This window comes from Hyphomicrobiales bacterium (assembly GCA_017642935.1).
GTDB lineage: Bacteria > Pseudomonadota > Alphaproteobacteria > Rhizobiales > MH13 > MH13.
This window is the reverse complement of the sequence record JAEPOK010000001.1, coordinates 1,319,548-1,341,055: the sequence shown is the minus strand read 5'-3', so window position 1 is coordinate 1,341,055 and position 21,508 is coordinate 1,319,548. Positions and strand designations below refer to the sequence as shown.

Annotated in this window: 17 protein-coding genes and 2 tRNA genes; 9 read left to right on the top strand and 10 right to left on the bottom strand. The window is 58.0% G+C overall.

The genetic code is table 11. The annotated features are described in order from the left end of the window. Positions 1-17 precede the first annotated feature (17 nt). Positions 18-761, bottom strand: a complete 744-nt coding sequence (locus JJ917_06315) for an alanyl-tRNA editing protein (GenBank protein ID MBO6698424.1) — start codon at positions 759-761, stop codon at positions 18-20. Positions 762-1,278: 517 nt separating this feature from the next. Here JJ917_06315 and JJ917_06310 point away from each other — a divergent pair. Continuing rightward, complete coding sequence (locus JJ917_06310; protein MBO6698423.1) at positions 1,279-1,959, top strand: cupin domain-containing protein; 681 nt, start codon at positions 1,279-1,281, stop codon at positions 1,957-1,959. Between the two features lie 115 nt (positions 1,960-2,074). After that, complete coding sequence (locus JJ917_06305) at positions 2,075-2,869, top strand: SDR family NAD(P)-dependent oxidoreductase (GenBank protein ID MBO6698422.1); 795 nt, start codon at positions 2,075-2,077, stop codon at positions 2,867-2,869. Here JJ917_06305 and JJ917_06300 read toward each other — a convergent pair. The 6 genes from JJ917_06300 to JJ917_06275 all read right to left on the bottom strand — a co-directional run bounded on the left by JJ917_06300 (position 2,866) and on the right by JJ917_06275 (position 8,326). Beyond that, positions 2,866-4,134: a class I SAM-dependent methyltransferase gene (locus JJ917_06300; GenBank protein MBO6698421.1), complete on the bottom strand. Its 1,269-nt coding sequence runs from the start codon at positions 4,132-4,134 to the stop codon at positions 2,866-2,868. The genes JJ917_06305 and JJ917_06300 overlap by 4 nt on opposite strands. A gap of 58 nt (positions 4,135-4,192) precedes the next feature. Then, complete coding sequence (locus JJ917_06295; GenBank protein MBO6698420.1) at positions 4,193-5,095, bottom strand: DUF1365 domain-containing protein; 903 nt, start codon at positions 5,093-5,095, stop codon at positions 4,193-4,195. Between the two features lie 53 nt (positions 5,096-5,148). Further along, a complete protein-coding gene (locus JJ917_06290; protein ID MBO6698419.1) occupies positions 5,149-6,477 on the bottom strand; it encodes an FAD-dependent oxidoreductase in 1,329 nt (442 codons plus the stop codon). Positions 6,478-6,510: 33 nt separating this feature from the next. After that, a complete protein-coding gene (locus tag JJ917_06285; protein ID MBO6698418.1) occupies positions 6,511-7,989 on the bottom strand; it encodes a deoxyribodipyrimidine photo-lyase in 1,479 nt (492 codons plus the stop codon). Between the two features lie 108 nt (positions 7,990-8,097). After that, positions 8,098-8,173 (bottom strand) — tRNA-Asn (locus JJ917_06280). Positions 8,174-8,252: 79 nt separating this feature from the next. Next, positions 8,253-8,326, bottom strand: a tRNA-Cys gene (locus JJ917_06275). 248 nt (positions 8,327-8,574) lie between these two features. Between JJ917_06275 and JJ917_06270 the strand changes: the two genes are divergently transcribed. The 4 genes from JJ917_06270 (at position 8,575) to JJ917_06255 (ending at position 14,922) form a co-directional block, all read left to right on the top strand. Further along, positions 8,575-9,249: a protein-L-isoaspartate O-methyltransferase gene (locus tag JJ917_06270; protein ID MBO6698417.1), complete on the top strand. Its 675-nt coding sequence runs from the start codon at positions 8,575-8,577 to the stop codon at positions 9,247-9,249. 246 nt (positions 9,250-9,495) lie between these two features. Next, on the top strand, positions 9,496-10,884 hold the full coding sequence (locus JJ917_06265; protein MBO6698416.1) for a TolC family outer membrane protein: 1,389 nt from the start codon (positions 9,496-9,498) through the stop codon (positions 10,882-10,884). A gap of 252 nt (positions 10,885-11,136) precedes the next feature. Continuing rightward, positions 11,137-11,868 (top strand): DUF2497 domain-containing protein, encoded by a 732-nt coding sequence (locus JJ917_06260; protein MBO6698415.1) that lies wholly within the window; start codon positions 11,137-11,139, stop codon positions 11,866-11,868. A 174-nt stretch (positions 11,869-12,042) separates the two neighbouring features. Beyond that, positions 12,043-14,922, top strand: coding sequence for a valine--tRNA ligase (locus JJ917_06255; protein MBO6698414.1), 2,880 nt, complete (start codon positions 12,043-12,045; stop codon positions 14,920-14,922). A 66-nt stretch (positions 14,923-14,988) separates the two neighbouring features. Here the strand turns inward: JJ917_06255 and ppk2 are convergent, their stop codons facing one another. Beyond that, the gene (gene ppk2, locus JJ917_06250; GenBank protein ID MBO6698413.1) at positions 14,989-15,960 is read right to left on the bottom strand and encodes a polyphosphate kinase 2; all 972 of its coding nucleotides are present in this window, start codon (positions 15,958-15,960) and stop codon (positions 14,989-14,991) included. Positions 15,961-16,298: 338 nt separating this feature from the next. Between ppk2 and ilvD the strand changes: the two genes are divergently transcribed. From ilvD to JJ917_06235, 3 genes are all read left to right on the top strand, one after another. Then, on the top strand, positions 16,299-18,023 hold the full coding sequence (ilvD, locus tag JJ917_06245; GenBank protein MBO6698412.1) for a dihydroxy-acid dehydratase: 1,725 nt from the start codon (positions 16,299-16,301) through the stop codon (positions 18,021-18,023). An 88-nt stretch (positions 18,024-18,111) separates the two neighbouring features. Beyond that, entirely contained in the window at positions 18,112-18,924 is an 813-nt protein-coding gene (locus JJ917_06240) for a sel1 repeat family protein (protein MBO6698411.1), read from the top strand. A 156-nt stretch (positions 18,925-19,080) separates the two neighbouring features. Beyond that, on the top strand, positions 19,081-20,163 hold the full coding sequence (locus JJ917_06235; GenBank protein ID MBO6698410.1) for an HD domain-containing protein: 1,083 nt from the start codon (positions 19,081-19,083) through the stop codon (positions 20,161-20,163). Here the strand turns inward: JJ917_06235 and xth are convergent. Both xth and JJ917_06225 read right to left on the bottom strand, forming a co-directional pair. Further along, positions 20,160-20,951, bottom strand: a complete 792-nt coding sequence (xth, locus tag JJ917_06230; protein ID MBO6698409.1) for an exodeoxyribonuclease III — start codon at positions 20,949-20,951, stop codon at positions 20,160-20,162. The two genes, JJ917_06235 and xth, sit on opposite strands and share 4 nt — an antisense overlap. Further along, positions 20,951-21,283 carry an iron-sulfur cluster assembly accessory protein gene (locus JJ917_06225; GenBank protein ID MBO6698408.1) on the bottom strand — a complete coding sequence of 111 codons (333 nt, stop codon included), beginning with the start codon at positions 21,281-21,283 and terminating at the stop codon, positions 20,951-20,953. The genes xth and JJ917_06225 overlap by 1 nt, the downstream gene beginning before the upstream one ends. Positions 21,284-21,508: the final 225 nt, after the last annotated feature.

The following is a 21,508-nucleotide window of genomic DNA, read 5'->3' as shown; positions in this document are numbered from 1 at the left end:
GGGTAGTCGTCCTCTTGCTAAACGGCATCGATATCGGACAGGCGAATGCGCACGCGGCGGTTCTGCTTGCCCTTTTTCTCAATTTTGCGAATTTCGACCTTGCCGATCTCAAGGGTCGATTGAACATGGGTGCCACCGCAAGGCTGGAGGTCGACATCACCAATGCGGATCAGGCGAACCTTGCCGGAACCGCGTGGCGGTTTCACGCTCATTGTTTTGACCAGATCAGGCTGGGCGTCTAGCTCAGCGTCGGTAATCCACTCCTGGCCGACAGCATGGTCGCCATCGACAAGGGCCTGCAGCTCGGCACCGAGTGCCTCTTTGTCGAGACCTGCATCTTCAATGTCAAAGTCCAAGCGGCCTTCTCCATCGCCGATCTGCCCGCCGGCGACGGGAAACGGCAAAACCACTGACAACAGATGCAGCGCGGTGTGAACGCGCATATAGCGGTAGCGCTGCGCCCAGTCCAAATGGCCGGTGACGACGTCATCTGCCGACAGCGAACGTAACGCTTCTGGCAAGGGTTCATCATCCGATCGCATGACCAGGAGCACGCTTTGACGGTCCGGCCCAAAACGCGTCGTGTGAACGGGCAGCATCGTGCCGTCGGAAAGCTCCAAATGACCCTTGTCACCCGGCTGACCACCACCCTGCGGGTAGAAATGGCTGCGTTGGATGAGGATGCCGTCCTCGTGGAGACCGGCGATAGGGAGATCCGCCGTCCGGAGATAGGCGTCGGCTTGATAGAGGGCGTCGATCATTTTTGTTTCGCTGCGTTGAAGTTCACGCTTGGTTTGATCAGACCGCATCGAAATTGGCAACGAAGGCCTGTTTTCCCTAGCGCTCTAATTGCTATCTCGTGGGAAATTCTTTCCGATTATGGTCGTTGCGCGCTGTTCTTCCGAACGCAAAAAGCTGGCAAACCTACGTTTAATTTGCAGTGGTCCAAAACCGGTTTTGTCTCCGCCATTGATCCGATCCTTGTAACGCTGCGTAACCGGGAAGAGTAAGAATTGGCGTTGGCGAAACAATTTGCTGTGTGGACGTCAAAACCGGTTCGATCCTGGCGTCTTATAGCGTTGTCTAACGCTTCGGTTTTGGGTCGAGCACTGTTGCCTGAGGTTGATTGCCGGGTTGGCATTTTATGCGGCCGGTTTCTTTGGCGGCTAATAGAAGGGGCGAAAAAATCGGCCCGTGAAAGCATGAAAAGGTTCGGCGCGAGACTGAACCTCGTTGAAGTGAAAAAGTCCCCGGGTGACCGGGATTGAGAGATTGAGTGTGAACATTAACGCAACCCGTCAAAGCGACATGGTGTCAGGCCTCCTCGCCGAGTATGCACTCGGTGGCCTTTCAACCCCTGCCCGGGTGCTTGTGGAAAGCCACTTGGAGCTTTCACCAAACGCCGAACGATGGCTCGACGACATTCACGCCGTCGGAGAAACGCTCGCCCGCGATAGCGGCAAAAAGGCGATTTCTTTTGAGCCGCACGTGTTTGATCAGGTCGAGCCGGTAGGTTTTGAAGATGGTGCAGCAGCGCTGCAGGCTGTTTTCGCAAAAATCGATGCGCATGAAGCGTCAAAGCCGGCTTCGCCCAGGGCTTTGGAGCTGTTTCTTGGCATGCCGGTTTCTGATGTGCCTTGGAAAAAAGTCATCCCTGGCTTGGCAGAATACAAGCTTCCTGATGTCGATGGCGCCGAAGTCAGTCTTCTGCGCATTGATGGCGGCAAGGGAATGCCGGTCCACACTCACCATGGCTCCGAAGTGACGCTTGTGCTGCAGGGCGGGTTCTCCGATGGCAATGGCCATTACGGTGTTGGCGACATCGCCTATGCCGATGACGATGTGAATCACAAGCCCGTGGCCGATCCTGGCGAAGTCTGCATCTGTTTTGCCGTTGTCGACGCGCCGGTGGAGCTTACCGGACCGATTGGGCGCTTGATGAACTCGTTCATCCGCTAAAACAGGCCACAAAGTTCAAAGAAAAGGCGGTGCCGATTGAACCCGGTGCCGCCTTTTTGCGTAGAGTTTTACGACAAAGCTCATCCCCCTTTTCCAAAATACAGGACATCGTCTCATGGCCAGCCCGCTCGTCTGGATCACAGGTGCAAGTTCAGGACTTGGCCATGCCTTGGCCCTTGAAATGGCAGGCCGCGGCTACCGATTGGTGCTCACCGCGCGCAAACGCGATGCGCTGGAAGAACTGAAAACGGAAATCACGTCCAAACACACAGGCGCGGATGTGCACGTCGCTGAGGGCGACATCGTTGATGCTGAGCGCATGCAGGCGATCATCGAGGGGATGGAAGGCGAGGGCGGGATCGACATCGCGGTGCTCAACGCCGGCATCTACATTCCCGTTGATGCAACCAATCCGGACTTGGATGCATTCCACAAAACGTTTGATGTCAATCTGAAGGGCACCGCCAACTGCGTCGTGCCGCTGATTGAGATGATGAAGCCAAAGGGCAAAGGCCAGATCGCGCTCGTGGCATCGGTTGCCGGTTACTCGGGCCTTCCCATGTCGTCTGCTTACGGCGCCACCAAGGCAGGTTTGATTAATATGGCCGAGGCACTGCGTTTTGACACTGACCGCATGGGCATCACTTTGCAGGTGATCAATCCAGGTTTTGTTGAAACGCCCGCGACGGACGACAACCCGTTTGAGATGCCTTTTGTCCTAAAGGTCGATGATGCAGCGCGCCGCATGGCCGATGGTCTGGAATCAAGGCGCTTCGAGGTGACCTTCCCCAAGCGCTTCACCTACCAGCTGAAATTTCTTCGGTTGCTGCCTTTCGACATCTACCATTGGCTTGTGTCTCGAGCGACCGGCTGGAAGGGCAAGCCGCTCGAAGGGGATGTGCAATCCTAGCGCGCGTGTTCGTAAACGACCTGCCGCACATCGATGTTGCCGGCCTTAAAGCCGGCCTCACAATAGTGCAGGTAATAGCGCCATAGACGCTGGAAACGATCATCAAAGCCAAGCGGCGCAATGGTGTCCCACTTGTCCATAAACGTCACGCGCCACTCCCTGAGCGTGCGGGCATAATCGCGACCGAAAATCAGTTCGTCGCAAAGGTCGAGCCCGGCCGTCTTACCCAGACTGCGCAAATGAGACGGTGTCGGCAGCATCCCGCCAGGGAACACGTACTGCTGGATGAAATCCGTCGCGCGCCGATAGTGCTCAAAATAGCGGTCCTGGATGGTGATGATCTGCAAGCCGGCTTTGCCGCCAGGTTTGAGGCGCTTTTTCAACGTCTCGAAATAGGTCGGCCAATAGGCCTCGCCGACCGCTTCAAACATTTCCACAGACACGATCCGATCAAAAGTGCCTTTCTCGTCGCGGTAGTCCTGAAAAACGATATCAACATGGTCTGAGAGATCTTGACGCTTCATGCGATCGGTCGCGAAGGCATGCTGTTCGTGGCTGATCGTCAGGCCGCGCACATAGGCGCCACGTTCCTTGGCCAGGTATTCAGCGAAACCGCCCCAGCCGCACCCAATCTCCAAAACATGATCGCCAGCCATGATGCCCGTCGCGTCAGCAAGCGCCTTGTATTTGGCACGCTGCGCACTTTCCAAATCGTTGGCCCCGGTTTGATAGAGCGCCGATGAATAGGTCATCGATGGGTCGAGCCACTGCTCATAGAAGTTGTTGCCGAGATCGTAATGGGCGGAAATGTTGCGCTGCGCTTGACGCTTGGTGTTCCGGTGCAGCCAGTGCTTCACCCGCATCAAGAACCGCGCAATCGGGTTACCGTCGATGCGTTCGTGGATGATCCGCTCATTGTAACAGAAAAGCTCTAGGAAACGCGTGACGTCGGTTGACGACCAGTGGCCTTCAAAGAAGCTCTCGGCCACACCAATATCGCCGTGGCGGATGACATCGCCGATGAAATTGTAGGAGTGGATTTCCAGATCAGCGATCGGCTCTTTGCTTTGTCCTTCGATCCGGAAGCGTTCACCCGATGGCAGCGTGATCGCCAAAGTTCCGTGCTCTAAGCCGATGACGAAGCCCAGCGCCCGGCGCACAGCGCGCGGCAGGGAGCGCGTCATTTCGGCAAAATTGTCTTCCGTCAGAGGCGTGTAGTCGATCAGCCGAAAAGGTTTGGCACTGCGTTCGCGGCGTTCCGGCATCGTGCGATCAGCCATCATGTCGGTGCTCATACTCACATCCTCCTCGACTGCTTCCCCGTTAAACCGGGCCCGGTGTTGGCTGCCGATCGTTCTTTTTGGGCGCGGATTGAGCCTCCGCTGTTTGGCCATCGACAACACTGAAGCGCGCAGGTGCAGGTGGCCGGTCTCTCAGTTTGATGCCCTTCAACCAAAGGCGCAAGGCTTCGTAGTGTATCGCGCCAACTACCTTGGCGGTCAGAAACGGAACCCGCAGGGCTTCGGCCAAAAGCGATCGCGTTGAAACGGCTGACGCCTCACCATGAAACGTGGCAGCCAAGATTGGCCCTTTCGTGTCATGCTCCAGGATGCGGATCGTCACACTGTCGCCCGGTGGTTTGAGGTTGAAATGGTAGCGCATCTCCATGTCCATCAACGGTGAAACAAAGAAAAGCTTCGCCCGCGTCTGACGCAGTCCGGCAGGTCCAAGCTGGCCTGGTTCGACCTTGGCGACATAGGCGTGACGCTCACCGAACGTGTTGCGTACCTCATAAATGACGCCGACCAATTGATGGGCGTCATCGTAAGCGTAGTAGACCGACAGTGGATTGAAGACCGCGCCGAGGATGCGCGGATAGCAAAGAAGCATGATCTTCGCCGCCCGCTGGGTCAGCCCGCCTTTGGACAACATATCATCGGCCCAAGGGCGCAGCGACGATCCATCCGCTGGGCCGTGATCTTTGTTGTGCACTGAGAACAGGTTCCAGCGATTGTGGGACAGAACCGGACTTAAGCTCCCGATCTCTTCTTGGCGATCAAGGTCCATAAGAACAGAGTAGACGCGGTAGCTGAAACGGTGCGATTTGGGCCGCATGCGTTGATGCATCACCAGCCCCGAATAAAGCGTCAGCGGTGCATTCGGCGGCAGCGTAACTGGCGGCAGCGGTATCGCGGTTTCGTCATGAATGGGCGCGACGCTATTCATGACCAAAGGCTGGGGCGCAGCCGGGCTTTCGTCAAGCAAAACCGCTGTCCAGCTTATTCCGCCGCCTGAACGGCGATGTCGTCGGCGGTTTGCAGCGGATCAATGATGCCTTGGCGCCATGGCACGAAGGCGCCCAATCCTTCAGCCGCATTGAGACCTGAGCGAAGCCCGTCTTCATGGAAGCCGTAGCCTGTCCAAGCGCCGGCAAACCAAATCCGTCCGGAGCCTTGAACATCGGGCAAACGTTTCTGCGCGGCCAACGCTTTGGCATCGAATTGCGGGTGGTCGTAGCTGGTACGCAAAAAGGTCTTTTCCGGGTCCGGTGCTTGGGCCGGGTTCAGCGTGATGAACAAGGGATAGTCCTGGTCGATGTTCTGAAGCTTGTTCATCCAATAGGACACCGAGACGCCCGCGCGCGTTTCTGCCGTGCGTCCGCTCGACATGTAATTCCAGGCCGCCCAAACCTTTTTCCGTTTGGGCATCAGCGCCTCGTCGCGATGCAGATAGACGTCATTGGGTCGGTAACGCACATCGGCCAGGAGTGAACCTTCCGCATCCGAGGCATCTTTGAGCATCTCCAGCGACTGGTCGGAATGCGAGGCCATGATGGCATAGTCAAAACTGCGCGTTTCGCCGGTGCTGTCAGTCACTTGCACGGTTTCGCCGTGCCGACGGACCTCGGTAACGTGGCGACCGAGAAGCACCCTGTCGCCAAGCGGTTCGACGAGTTTCTTCACATAATTGCGGCTGCCGCCGGTGACCGTGCGCCACTCCGGCGGACGCACTTCAAGCAGGCGGTGATTGGCGAAAAAGCGCACAAAGCTCGACGCTGGAAAATCCATGATGTCGGCATCGGGAGTCGACCAAATGGCTGCACCCATGGGCACCAGATAGTCTTCGATGAAACCGGTAGGAAACCGCCTGGCCTTCAGATAGTGGCCCAGCGACATTCCTTCCAGCGCGCCGCGCTCTAAGTCGGCCAGAGCGCATGTGTTGAAGCGGAAGATCGAGCGCAGCATCCAAAGAAAACGCGGGGAAATAAGGTTTTTGCGCTGTGCAAACACCGCGCCAAGACTGTCGCCCGACCACTCCAGAGCGCCGTCGCCAACCGAGATGCCAAGGCTCATATCGCTCCATTCGGTCGCAACGCCGAGGTGCGCAAACAGGGCCGTCAGATCAGGATAATTGCGCCCATTGTAGACAATGAAGCCGGTATCGACAGCGATTTCCCGATCGCCATGGTGCACGTCAACGGTTGCAGAATGCCCGCCCGGACGCAGCCGTTTTTCATAAAGCGTGACCTGGTGTCCGGCGAAGGTTTGCAGTGCCCAAGCAGCAGCGTTGCCGGAAATGCCCGAGCCAATAACGGCGATAGTTGTCATGAAGTCTCTCGAATTGTGGAGGGAAGGCGCATTCTAGGCGGCGCTCGCCGTGTCTTTGAGGGATTTGAATGCAGAAAGCGCGCGCTCGCGAGCGCTCTTATGATCAACGATGGGCCGTCGATAGGTCGAACCGAGTTCCATGCCAGCATCACGTAGGACAGAGGTCGGCGCTTCCCAGGGCTTGTGCAGGAATTTCTTCGGTAGCTTGGCAACTTCCGGCACCCACTTGCGCGTATAGGCGCCGTCGCCGTCGAATTTTTCGCCCTGAAGAACGGGATTGAAGATCCGGAAATAGGGTGCTGCATCAGCACCTGACCCGGCAATCCATTGCCAGCTGGCCGTGTTGTTGGCCGGGTCGGCATCAATCAGCGTGTCCCAGAACCAAGCCTCGCCAGCGCGCCAGTCGATCAAAAGGTGTTTGACTAGAAACGAGCCGACGATCATGCGAACGCGATTGTGCATCCAGCCCGTGTGCCAAAGCTCGCGCATGCCCGCATCGACAATTGGATAGCCCGTCCGCCCTTGTTGCCACGCTTTCAAATAGTCGGCGCCCTTGCCAGACGTGTGATCGATCCATGGAAAGTCATCGAACTTCGGTTGATGATTTTCCGTTCCAAGGTTCGGGTAATGGAACAGCAGATGGTAGGAAAACTCGCGCCAAAGCAGTTCTTGGTGGAATTTGAAAATTGAACCGCGCGGCGCATCGGCGATCTCCGCAGCGTGCCAGACTTCGCGCGGCGAGATTTCGCCAAATTTCAGATGTGGCGACAAACGCGTGGTGGCTTCCTTGCCCGGCACGTTGCGATCATTTGGGTACCCGGCGAGCTTCTCGTCCAAGAAGGAGGAGAGATTGGCCCGTGCGCCTTTGGTGCCTGGCTCCCAGGTTTCACGCAGGCCACCAGCCCAGTCAGGCTTTGTTGGCAGAAGTCTCAGGTCATCAAGCGTCAGAGAATCCACCGAACCGTTCCAACCCGCGATAGATTTCGGCGCAGGTTTGGGTTTGGCCGGCGTGCCTGAATTCCGCGCGGCCCGCGAAAACGGTGTGAAGACGCGGTAAGGACCACCCGACCCAGTTTCCACTGTCCAAGGCTCGTGCAGCAGATGCGCATTGAAGCTTTGAACGTCGAGGTCGTCAGACTTCAGTTCGGCTTTGATCGCTGTGTCTTGCTCGATACCAGCAGCGGCGTAACGCCTGTTCCAGACCACAAGCGTCGCTTTGGTTTCGTCGACCAGCGCTTTGATTTCGGATCGGGCATCGCCAATGCGCAGGACAAGCGGCACTCCAAGGTCGGCCAAATGATCGTGCAGCGCCGCCAACGCATGGTGAAGCCACCAGAGCGATGCCCCGCCCAGCGGGCGTTGGGACTGCTGATCAAGAACGTACACCGCCAAAACCGGTGCGCCCGAAGCAGCCGCAGCCGCTAGTGCTGGATTGTCGTCGATCCGAAGATCGTCTCGAAACCAAACAAGGGCGGGTCGATCAGTGGAGGAAGAAGAATGTTTAGTGGTCAAGGACCGCAACCGTCGCAGCGTTGTGGTAAGTCCCTGACATTACGCATGACAAAGCTGCCTGGATCACCAGGCAAGCGTCAATAAGCATATGATAATTAAAAGGAAAAATGGCTCCCCGAGTAGGACTCGAACCTACGACCCAGCGATTAACAGTCGCTTGCTCTACCAACTGAGCTATCGGGGATCACCCAAGAGACCGGCGCTATACCAAAGGGTATTGGGATAGGCTAGCCCTTTATCACACTTAACCAAAAGTGCGGGGATGGAGGCCTCGCCCGGAATCGAACCGGGGTGCAAGGATTTGCAATCCTCTGCGTAACCACTCCGCCACGAGGCCTTCTAAGCGTCGGTTAGCAAGGCGCCTACGCGCATGCAAGAGCTAACAACGTTGATCGTGACCAATAGATGACCATGCCCGAAACGGGTTTCAACCTTGCGTGGTGAATGCGGCGGTTTGCCAGCCGAAAGATGAAGAGGTAGAGGCGCTCAACCGCCTTGCTTTGCTTGGGCGCGGCTTGCATAAGGTCAGCACCAAATGATCCCATGAGCCGGGCGGGAACGTCTTGCTTTGGAGAGGACTAAGCCATGCCTACCACAGCCGCATCTATGACCGACCAACGCGTAAAGATGGTTGATAATCAACTGCGCACGTTTGATGTCTTTCAATATGATGTGCTGGCCGCATTTCTTGAGATTCCCCGCGAACTTTTCGTCCCGCAGAGTAAGCGGCCATTGGCCTATAGCGATGCTGAGATTGAGATCGCCGATGGTGACGCGTTGCGCCGCATGATCCGCCCGATGCATCTGGCGCGGATGATTCAATCGGCGGGCCTGACGCGCGACAGCGTTGTCCTCGATGTGGGATGTCTGACGGGGTATTCCTCGGCCATTCTTTCACGGCTCTGCGGCTCCGTCGTTGCTCTTGAAACGACAGATGCGATGGTCCGGCGGGCAACGGACGCCCTTTCCGACGCAAACATCGACACGGTCGCCGTTCTGGAAGGCCCGCTCGCAGAAGGCTATGCCTCCGAAGGGCCGTTCGATGCGATTCTTCTTGGCGGAGCTGTCGAAGAGGTGCCGATCAACTTGGTTTCGCAATTGCGCGAAGATGGCATGATCGTTGGACCGCTTGGCACCGGTGGCGCAGGACGCGCTGTTTCGATCAAGCGGGATGGCGATGGCCATACGGTCTTGCCACTTTTCAACTGCTCCGCGCCACCGCTGCCCGGTTTTACGCGCGAAGAGACGTTCACCTTCTAGGGTTCAATCAACAGTCTGCTTGGAAGCTGAACCGTTGCTCATTTGCAGCAACGGTTGGCCAAATGCTGCGCGTGTCAGGATACGGCATCACAATATGTAAGTGTCACTTGCATCGGCGAATTGAGAACCTTAACAAATCGTAAAGATTGCCGATCAGAGCCCATGCTAGGGCCTGGTCCGACAATTCCTCAGTGATAATCAAGTGTGTGGGCGAGCGTACCGATCATGAAAAAAACATGGCAAACCATGGCGTTGGCAGGTGTTGCGAGCGTGGTCATGGCGGTATCTGGCCCGCTTGCCACGGCGCAAGCTGAAACGCTGGCTGGCGCACTTGCTAGGGCCTACCAACACAACCCGGAACTCAACGCTGCACGCGCCGGCCTCCGCGCCACAGACGAAGGCGTTCCCCAGGCACTTTCCGGTTACCGGCCGACGGTTTCTGGCAGCGCAACCACCGGCCTGAGCACCACACAGAGCCGGCCTAACGGACGGCCAAACACATCCACCGATTTGAACCCGACAACGCTTGGGATCACGATTACGCAACCGCTTTTCCGCGGGTTCCGCACCCAAAACTCGGTGGCGCAAGCTGAGGCTGGCGTGGCGGCGGCGCGTGCCGGTTTGCAGAACACTGAACAGAACATTTTCGTCTCGGCGACGCAGGCCTACATGGATGTCCTTGCCGACCGCGCCATCCTGTCACTTCGTCAACAGAATGTTGGCTTCCTTGAAGAGCAGGTTCGCGCCGCCCAGGCACGATTTGATGTCGGCGAGGGCACGCGCACGGACATAGCCCAAGCCAACGCTCGCCGCGCGTTTGCCTTGGCGCAGGTCAGCGCTGCCCAAGCTGCTCTGACGGCTTCCAATGCCGTCTATCGGCAGGTCATCGGCATTGATCCTCGCCAACTGGTAACGCCAAGCCCGTTCACCAATGGCATACCAAGTACGCTGCAAGGCGCGCTGGACAATGCGCTGGCAACACATCCTGCGATCGTCGCTGCCCGCGCCAACATCGATGTTGCTCAAAGCGCCGTGGCGATTGCTGAAGGCGAGCTTTTGCCGTCAGTTGACTTGGAAGGGTCGGCGCAGCGCTCCTGGGACGTCGGGACAGCTGGCGGACCCAATGATACATTTGCGGCGACGCTGCGCCTGAGCGTGCCAATCTATCAGGGCGGTCGCGCAACATCGGCGATCCGCCAGTCGATCGAGACGCTTGGACAACGGCGCCTCGAGCTCGACGTGACGCGTGAGCAGGTGCGCGCTGCCATCTATTCGGCCTTTGGCGGGCTTGAAGCAGCACGCGCGCAGATTGAAGCCTCGAACGCCCAGGTGTCGGCCGCGCAGGTCGCGCTCGCTGGCACGATTGAGGAACAACGCGTCGGTCAGCGCACCACTCTGGATGTTCTCAACACGCAGGATGAATTGATCACCGCCCGGATCGCCGAGATCAACGCCCGTCGCGATCTGGTTGTGGCGTCTTATTCATTGGCATCAGCGCTGGGTCGCTTGTCGGCCGAGACACTGGGTCTGCAGGTGGCGCGCTACAATCCGGTGGAGCATTACGATGCCGTTCGCGACCGTTGGTATGGCTTGCGCACGCCCGATGGTCGTGGCGGTGTCATCTTTGGCGATTGATCGCGCCCTCCGTTGCCGCCAATAGGCGGTTAACGGCCCGTTTCCGGTCATGGTTAAGGGTTCGTTAAGCGCTTTCCCCCAGAAAATGCATGTATGATTGGCGTTTGACTCGCATGGCTGTACGCCGCGCTGTGTCATAATGCCTTCGAATCAAGTTGGTTTGCAGCTGGCGCTGCCGTCGGGAACTCAATTGAATGAGAGCTTTGACGGCGAGCACAGCCGGGAACCTTGGGTAGCGGGAAGCGGTGCGCAATGTCCAAGTCTAGCGCGAATGCCGAACCTTCGATGGAAGAGATTTTGGCGTCCATTCGCCAAATCATTTCCGATGATGAGCCGGAGCAGCCGGCCGACGAAGAACCACCTGCGGACGAATCCGCCGAAGCCGAGGCGTCCAGCGAAGAGCCGGAGCTGGAGAGCGCTGCCGACGAGGACATCTCCGAAGCCGATCTCGACGCCCTGTTCGCCGATCCGGCGCCCGCCGAGCCCGAACCCGCTGAAGAACCAGCCGGGGATGAAGACGACGGATTTGCTGCCGTTGAGGCAGAGCCGGAACCTGAGCCCGAACGAGAACCAGAATTGGACGAGGATGACGATGTCCTCGACCTAGGCGCGTTGCAGGCCGATGCCGATGACATGGCCGATGAATTGTTCGACGCGCCGGAAGATCTCGATTTTGCCGAGCCGGAACCTGAGCCGGAGCCAGAACCGGTAGCAGCCGAACCTGAGCCAGAACCGGTTGTCCATGAGCCGCTTCCTGCATCGGCGCGTCTGATATCGAAGGAAACCGATGGCGCGGTTTCAGCAGCGTTTGCCGATCTGGCTTCGACCATGCTTTCCGGTAACGCACGCACACTTGAGGATTTGGTGCAGGATATGCTGCGCCCGATGCTTAAAAGCTGGCTCGATGAGAATCTGCCAACCATGGTCGAAAAGATGGTGCGCGAAGAGATCGAGCGAGTCGCCCGCCGCGGACCTCGCTCTTAAATCAATCCCTCTGCCTGGCCGTTCCCACCCTAGACCGTGTGGTTGACAGCACCGTTGCTGAACGCCTTTAACGGGCGCGAGAAAACGCGCGTTCCATGTTGGCCAATGTTACCTCACGGCCCATGGCAGCGATGGAGCCCCACCATACCTTTGAAAAACGTGACCGTTATGACGATGGAAAAAACCTTTGCGCCTGCCGATATCGAGCAGCGCATCGCCAACACTTGGGATGAGGCAAAAGCGTTCGCTGCCGGTGCCGGCAGCAAAGAGGGCGCTGACAGTTTCACCATCGTCATTCCGCCGCCCAACGTCACCGGCTCGCTACACATGGGCCACGCGCTCAACAACACGCTGCAGGACATTCTGGTGCGTCAAAAACGCATGCAGGGCCATGATGTGCTTTGGCAGCCGGGCACGGATCATGCCGGCATTGCCACACAGATGGTGGTGGAGCGTGATCTCGCGCTGCGACAAATTCAGCGCCGCGATCTGACGCGCGAGGAGTTCCTGAACCACGTTTGGTCCTGGAAGAACGAGTCCGGTGGCACGATCATCAATCAGCTCAAACGCCTTGGCGCATCCTGTGACTGGTCGCGTGAGCGCTTCACGATGGATGAGGGCCTCTCCAAGGCGGTGCTGAAGGTCTTTGTTCAGTTGCATCGCGAAGGGCTGATTTACAAAGACAAGCGCCTGGTCAACTGGGACCCGCAGTTCGAGACGGCAATCTCCGACCTTGAAGTGGAAAACATCGAGGTCGACGGTCATATGTGGCACTTCAAGTACCCGCTGGCCGGCGGCGAGACCTATGACTATGTCGAGAAAGATGAGGATGGGAATGTCACGCTGCGCGAGACGCGCGACTATATTTCCATCGCTACCACGCGGCCAGAAACCATGCTTGGCGACGGCGCAGTGGCTGTTCATCCGTCTGACGAGCGCTATGCGCCGATCCTTGGCAAGCTATGTGAGATCCCGGTGGGTCCCAAAGAGCATCGCCGCTTGATCCCGATCATCACCGATGAGTATCCGGACCCTGACTTTGGTTCCGGTGCGGTGAAGATCACGGGCGCACACGACTTCAACGACTATCAGGTAGCGAGGCGCAATCAGATACCGCTCTACCGCCTGATGGATTCCAAGGGAGAGATGCGCGCTGATGGCGAGCCCTATGCCCGCGAGGCTGCCAAGGCCAAAGCAATTCTGGAAGCCGGGGGTGAGCCGGACAAGAACGAGGTCGATCTCATCAATTTGGTGCCCGATGAGTATCGCGGCTTGGACCGCTTCGACGCGCGCAAAAAGGTCATTGCCGACATCGACGCCGAACGCTTGATGATCGAGGTCGAAGACAAGCGGATCATGCAGCCATTTGGTGATCGCTCGAAGGTGGTCATCGAACCGATGCTGACCGACCAATGGTATGTGGACGCCAAAACCCTTGCTGAACCGGCGCTGGCCTCAGTGAAAGAGGGGCGCACCAACTTCGTCCCGAAGAACTGGGAAAAGACCTACTTCGAGTGGATGGAGAATATCGAGCCATGGTGCATCTCGCGCCAGCTATGGTGGGGTCATCAAATCCCGGCCTGGTATGGGCCGGACGACCATATCTTCGTGGCCGAGGACGAAGAGGTCGCACTCGACATGGCGGTCCAGCACTACCTCGCTCACGAAGGGCCATGGAAGGCCTGGGTTGAGGAAAAAATGAATGATTTCAAGCCTGGTGAGATCCTGACACGTGATCCCGACGTGCTTGACACCTGGTTTTCCTCCGCGCTCTGGCCATTCTCCACCCTTGGCTGGCCAGAAGACACGCCGGAGCTGAAGCGCTATTACCAGACCGATGTCCTGGTGACGGGTTTCGACATCATCTTCTTTTGGGTTGCCCGAATGATGATGATGGGCCTGCACTTCATGAAGGATGAGCATGGGCAGCCGGTCGAGCCGTTCCACACCATCTACATCCACGCCCTTGTGCGCGACGAGCACGGGGCCAAGATGTCGAAATCGAAGGGCAATGTGCTCGACCCGCTGGTGCTGATAGATGAGTTTGGCGCCGACGCTGTGCGCTTCACCTTGGCGGCCATGGCGGCGCAGGGCCGTGACATCAGGCTCTCCACCCAACGTATTGGTGGTTATCGCAACTTTGCGACCAAGCTTTGGAACGCGGTGCGTTTTGCGCAGTTGAACGGCGCCGAGCACCAGGCCGACTTCGATCCATCGGCGGTCAAGGAACCGGTGAACCAGTGGGTGCTGACGGAAGCAAGCCGCGCGATCGCCGAGATCGACGACGCCCTGGAGGGTTACCGTTTTAACGATGCCGCAGGTGCAGCCTACAAGTTCACCTGGAACCTGTTCTGCGACTGGTATCTGGAGTTGTTGAAGCCAACACTTAATGGCGACGACGGCCCTGCAAAAGACGAGGCACGGGCCACTATGGCCTATGTCATCGACACAATTCTCGCTCTGCTGCATCCCTTCATGCCATTCATCACTGAAGAGCTTTGGTCCGAAACCGAAGGCGCTCATGGGCGCGAGAACGTTCTTGCGCTGTCGCCTTGGCCAACGCTTTCCTATGAGAACGAGGAGGCCGCGGCCGACCTCAACTGGGTGATCGACCTCATTTCGAAGACTCGGTCCGTGCGCTCGGAAATGAACATTGCGCCAGGGGCAAAGCTTTCGGCTGCCCTGGTCGGAGCGAACGAGGCCACCCAATCACGCCTTGCCGGCCAAAAAGGCGTTCTGGAACGCGTGGGGCGCTTCGAAGCGATCACGCTCGCCGACGCTGCGCCGGAAGGTTCGATCCAGCAGGTGGTAGGTGAGGCGACCTTGTGTTTGCTCGTTGGCGATGTGGTCGATTTGGCGGCTGAAAGGGCTCGTCTTGCCAAAGAGATCGAGCGGCTTGATGGCGAGATTGCCCGGATCGACAAAAAACTCGGCAATGAAAAATTCACAGCCCGTGCGCCGGAAGAAGTTGTTGCGGGCGAGCGTGAAAAGCGCGCCGGTTACGAGGCTGACAAGATGAAGGTCGCCGAGGCGTTTGGCCGCTTGCCAGCCTAGAGACCTTACCGGTCACCGGTCATCCCGGACGGTAAGACCGATCCGGGATGACTTCATCTGCCAGTACTACGCCACACCGTCCGGGTGCAGAGCTTTGCCGAGAATATGATCATCTCGCCGGATGACATGAGCTGAGTGCCCCACAATCAGTGGGTCAGGCCCGCGTGCCACATCCTTGCTCTTGTCCGGATAAGGCAGAGAGGCCAGGAAATGCCGCATACAGTTAAGCCGCGCGCGCTTTTTATCGTTTGATTTTACGACGGTCCAGGGCGCGTCGGCGGTGTCGGTGTAGAAGAACATGGCCTCTTTGGCTTCGGTGTAATCGTCCCACTTATCCAGCGATGCCTTGTCAATCGGTGACAGTTTCCATTGCTTGAGCGGGTCGTGTTCACGCGATTTGAAACGGCGCAGCTGCTCCTCCTGGCTCACCGAAAACCAGTATTTGAACAGGCGAATGCCAGAGCGCGTGAGCATCTGCTCAAACTGCGGCGTCTGGCGCATGAACTCCAGATATTCCGACGGCGAGCAAAAGCCCATCACGCGTTCAACGCCGGCCCTGTTGTACCAGGAGCGGTCGAACATCACGATCTCGCCAGCTGCAGGCAGGTGCTCAATATAGCGCTGATAATACCACTGCGTGCGCTCGCGCTCGGTCGGTTTGGAAAGCGCCACAACGCGCGCCGTCCGGGGATTCATATGCTCCATGTAGCGTTTGATCGTTCCGCCCTTACCGGCGGCATCGCGGCCTTCGAACAACAGAACGATGCGCTCGCCGGTTTCTTCCACCCAGCGCTGGACCTTGAGCAATTCAACCTGAAGCTCCGCCTTGTTGGCCTCATAGGTGTTGCGGCGCATTTTGTGCTTATAGGGATACTCGCCGGTCTCAAATAAGCGACGGATGCTCTCAGGATCATTGCGGTCGGGAGGCGTTGACTCCGACACCACCGTTTCCATGTCCGAGATGGCCGTGCGATCGGCGCCATTGGGTTGACCCAACTCGGTATCCTCGCGTCGTGTTTGGTTCATCCTGTGTCCCATTCTGTCCGGCTGCTTGATGCACTGAAAGGTTGCAGCACTGCACAAGTTCGCGCGCAGCGCCATGATCCTTCTCAAGTCCAGTCATCAATGGCCCGGCGGTAACCATAAGTAATGCGTACAGGGTCAATCGGCTGGCGGCGTGGTGGCAAAGCCGCCAATGTGGCTGAAACGCAACAGCACTGACAATTGCTCTGCCCTAAGAAGAGGGGAGGCGCGCTTGCCCCCTTTTGGCCCAACTTCGCGCGGACAGCCACTGCACAACGAGCGCGGATGGCAATGTCCCGGGCCACAGGGATTTGCCGCATAAACAGAAACTGTCGCTCGTAGGGAAAGAATTTATGGACGCCAAAGTCTTCGACAAATCCAAGTTGCCGAGCCGCTATGTGACTTCCGGGCCACAGCGCGCGCCGCACCGCTCCTATCTTTACGCGATGGGTTTGTCGCAGGACCAGATTGGCCAGCCGCTCGTTGGCGTGGCGTCCTGCTGGAACGAAGCCGCCCCCTGCAACATCGCACTGATGCGCCAGGCCCAGGCTGTGAAAAAAGGTGTGGCCACGGCCAATGGCACGCCGCGTGAGTTCTGCACCATCACCGTGACCGATGGCATTGCGATGGGCCATGAGGGCATGAAGTCCTCGCTGGTTTCGCGCGATGTCATCACCGACTCCGTTGAACTGACGATGCGCGGCCATTGTTACGACGCGCTGGTTGGTCTCGCCGGTTGCGACAAGTCCCTGCCGGGCATGATGATGGCTATGGTTCGCCTCAATGTGCCGTCGGTCTTCCTCTATGGCGGTTCCATTCTTCCGGGCACCTTCAAGGGCCGTCAGGTTACGGTTCAAGACGTGTTTGAGGCGGTCGGCATGCATTCCGTCGGCAAGATGTCGGATGAAGATTTGGAAGAACTGGAACAGGTGGCCTGCCCATCGGCCGGATCCTGTGGCGCGCAGTTCACCGCCAACACGATGGCGACGGTCGCTGAGGCGATCGGTCTGGCACTGCCTTACTCGTGTGGCGCGCCTGCGCCCTATGAAATTCGAGATCGGTTCTGTGCTGCGGCCGGCGAAAAAGTGATGGAGCTTCTGGCTCGCAACATTCGCCCGCGCGATATCGTCACCCGCAAAGCGCTGGAAAATGCGGCCACCGTGGTCGCCGCATCGGGCGGCTCAACCAATGCCGCGCTTCATCTGCCAGCCATCGCCAACGAGATCGGTATCGACTTCGACCTCTTCGATGTCGCGGAAATCTTCAAGAAGACGCCCTATATCGCCGATCTCAAGCCGGGCGGGAAATATGTCGCTAAGGACATGTTCGAGGCCGGCGGCATCCCGCTCTTGATGAAGACACTGCTCGAACACGGCTTCCTGCACGGCGACTGCATGACCGTTACCGGCCGCACCATGGCCGAGAATATGGAAAGCGTGGAATGGAACGCCGAACAGGATGTCGTGTTTCCCGCTGACAACCCGATCACGCCAACCGGTGGTGTCGTGGGCCTTGCGGGAAATCTCGCGCCAGAAGGTGCAATCGTAAAAGTTGCAGGAATGAGCAACCTGAAATTTACCGGTCCTGCGCGATGCTTCGATTCAGAAGAAGAGTGTTTTGAAGCGGTCCGCACCGGCGCCTTTGAAGAAGGCGAGGTTTTGGTTATCCGCTATGAAGGACCAAAGGGGGGACCGGGAATGCGCGAAATGCTGTCCACAACAGCGGCCCTTTATGGTCAGGGCATGGGCGACAAGGTCGCGCTGATCACCGATGGACGCTTCTCCGGTGCGACCCGAGGCTTCTGCATCGGCCATGTTGGACCCGAAGCCGCAGTTGGCGGCCCGATCGGTCTGTTGCGCAATGGCGATGTCATTTCCATCGATGCTGTTGAAGGCACGATTGCGGTCGATCTCTCCGACGAGGAGCTGGCCGAGCGCAAAAAAGCCTGGAAACCGCGCGAAAATCATCACACTTCCGGCGTCCTTTGGAAGTACGCACAGACTGTTGGCCCCGCACGCGATGGTGCTGTCACGCACCCCGGCGGTAAGGCTGAAAAGGTAACCTATGCAGATATCTAGTGCCCTTCGGCGTTTGCGAGCGTATCGCGCAAACGTTCAATCCTTCCGTCTTCCAGCGCTGGCCGCAGGCCTAGCGTTGGGCGTCGGCTTGGCTGGCGCCCTAGCGCCGGAGGCAGCCTTTGCACAAACCTCGCCGACGGACGCGTGGATCGATGATCCGCGCGCCGCTTTTGCCGCTGGAACCTCGGCCTATTACTCAGGCGATGTACAAACAGCCCTACAGGCGCTTGAGGCGGCTGCCGAAGGCGGTCATGCCGTGGCGCGCTGGAAACTGGCGCGTATGTACGCGCAGGGCGATGGCGTGGCCGAAGACGATGCGCGCGCGTTCACCTACTTTTCGCAGATCGCCAATGCGCATGCCGAGGATCGTCCCGATACGCCGCGTGCACGTTTTGTCGCCAACGCCTTTGTTGCGATTGCGGGCTATTACAACAGCGGCATTGGCGGCGTGTTATCGCCCGATCACACGCGCTCGCGTCAGATCTTCTCTTATGCCGCGTCCTATTTCGGTGATCCGGATGCGCAGTATCATCTTGGTATGATGTTGCTGCACGGCGAGGGTGGCGATGTGGACGTGCGCCAAGCTGGCCGTTGGCTTCGACTGTCGGCGCTCAAAGGTCATGTCGATGCACAATTGAGTCTTGGCGAGCTGCTCTATGCCGGCGCCGATGGCATGCGTGCCAGCCCGGCCGACGGGCTAAAATGGCTGCTGATTGCTGGCGAATTTGCCGTGACACCCGATGAAGAACAGCGTGTGCGCAATGTCCAGGAAAGGTATCTGGCCCTTGCCAACACAGACCTGCGTGCCCGCTCGTTGCAGATGGCGGAAGAATGGCTAACAAGCCCAGATGGCCTGGCGGTTCTTCATGCGCGCCGCGCCGAAGAGGTCGCAAGCCAATAAAACCGCCCAATTCCGCAACGGAAAGTTGGTTGTGGCCGGGTTTGCTTACACCAAAAAGGTGAGCCTAACCGGAGGGTTAACCCTTCCATTACCCCGACGAACTATTCCTATCATTTGCGCGAGCCGGTGCGTTCGAGGATTGGGATAGACCTGCGTATGAAGATTTTGGCCCTGACGGACGGCTCGGTTAAGTCGGCGACGGCGCTTGATGCCTTCGATGGCAGAACGCAGGTGGACATGCACGTCCCGCTGGCCCCACTTCCCGAGTTTATGGCCAAGCCTGACATCGTCATCATGTCATTTGTCGACTTTCCCGAATACGGGATGAAGCCGCTGCTTGAATGGCTTGAAAAGCATGAACTATCCAATAAGCCGCGCATTTTGTGCATGCCCAAAAGCGTCGCACGCCAGTTTTCCGCTTCCGTACGCCTGTTCGCAGACAAGCTACTTCCGCTGCCTGTGCGCGCTGATGTGATGCTTGATGCCGTGGAACGGATGGACACGCGACTGCCCGAAATCCGCAAGCAACAGCGCAACGAAACCGCCGCGACCGTGCAGAGCACCGCTCGCAAGTTTCTCAGCGCCTTTTCGGCTGACAATGGCGACTCCGCGACCACGGTCGTTGCACTCAGCGCCGCCACCAAAGATGTCTGCACCGCGCTCGACAAGGATGGGCTTGGTAGCTGGCTGACCGCCGTTGATAGCTACCATTCTTCCACCGCCCGCCATTGTATGGCGGTTGCTGGATTTGCCTCCGTCTGGGCGCGGATGCTGGGCGTCAAAGACAAGGACATGCATCTGTTTACTCGGGGCGCACTGCTTCATGACATTGGCAAGATGCGCATTCCCCTTGCCATCCTCGACAAGGAAGGGCCGCTGACGCCTGAAGAGGAAGCAATCATGCGCACGCACCCAGAGGAGAGCAAACGCATCCTTGAGGCGGGCGACAACATAAATCCCGTGATCATCGATCTGGCTTACTCGCACCATGAGTTGCTGGATGGATCAGGCTATCCGCGCGGCCTGAAAGGCAATCAGATCAACGACATGGTCCATTGCCTGACCATCATCGATATGTACGCGGCACTGATCGACGAGCGCTCCTACAAGGGCGCAATGCATCCCAACGATGCCTACGCGTACCTGCAATCCATTCCTGAAAAGCTCGACAAGGGTTTGGTCAACGCCTTCCGCCCGGTCGTCGATGCGCACATGGAACAGGAAATGGCAGCCGCCTAAGCTGCAAACTGCCCGATGACCGGCACATGGTCGGACGGTTTTTCCCAACCGCGCACATGATCATCCACACGCACGCCTGCCAGGCTATCGGCGAGCTGTGGCGAAACAAGCAGATGATCGATGCGAATGCCGTGATTTTTTTGCCAGGCGCCGGCCTGATAATCCCAAAAGGTGAAATGCTGCTCATCGCTGACGGCCCGCAAAGCGTCCGTATACCCGAGCGCTTCTAACCGGCGAAGAGCGCCTCGGCTTTCCGGCTGATAAAGTGCGTCATCGACCCAAGCCTTCTCGCTGTAGAGATCGCGCGCATCAGGTATTACGTTGTAATCGCCAGCAAACACCAAGGGGTCCTCGCGCTTTAAGCAATCCTCCGCAAACGCGATAAGCCTTTCCATCCAGGCGAGTTTGTAGGGAAATTTTTCCGTGCCGAGCGGATTGCCGTTGGGCAGGTAAAGACAGGCGACGCGCACGGTCGGCAAATCACTCTCGTCCGGTGGGGCAACACGCGCCGTGATGAATCGGGCATGTTCATCGCTATCATCACCCGGCAGGCCGCGCGTCACATCGCTGAGCGGTGTCTTGGAGAGAATCGCAACGCCGTTGAAACCCTTTTGCCCGTGCGTTTCGACGTGATAGCCCAGCGCCTCGAACTTCTCGCGTGGGAAGGGCGCGTCTTCGGATTTGATTTCCTGAAGACAGGCAACATCGGGTGAGGCTTCTTTCAGCCAGGAAAGCGCCGTCTCAAGGCGCGCTTTGACGCCATTGATGTTCCAAGTCGCGATATCCATCAAAGTGAAAAGCTGGTGCCACAGCCGCAGGACGCGGTGGCGTTGGGATTGGAAATCTCAAACGCCGCGCCCATCAATGACACTTTGTAGTCGATCACACTTTCGGCCAGATAGGGCAGGGACACCGCGTCCACCAGCACTTTGACCGTGTCGTCGCCAAGCACGACATCATCGTCGAGTTGCTCCTGCGTCAGCTCATATTTGTATTGAAAACCCGAACAGCCGCCACCTTCCACGCTGACACGCAGCATGGTGCCAGCCGGTTCATCCTTCATCAAAATGGCGACACGGTCGAGCGCCGCCTGGGTAACCGAAACACCTTCGGCCTCCATCGGGGGGGCAGCGCTTTCTGCCTGTTCGTTCACCTGAACGGTCATGATCACGTCCTGTGGTTTGGTTATGTCCATGCGAGACGGCTCAAAGCTCGTCATCGCATCTATGTTTGACTAGAGGTAAGCATGAACACGCCTTAGATCAAACCCAATCGGAAACAGTGACCCAAAGCCACCTGTGACAGACACGCCATCCCAAGACTTAGCCATCTACGCGGCGCGCCC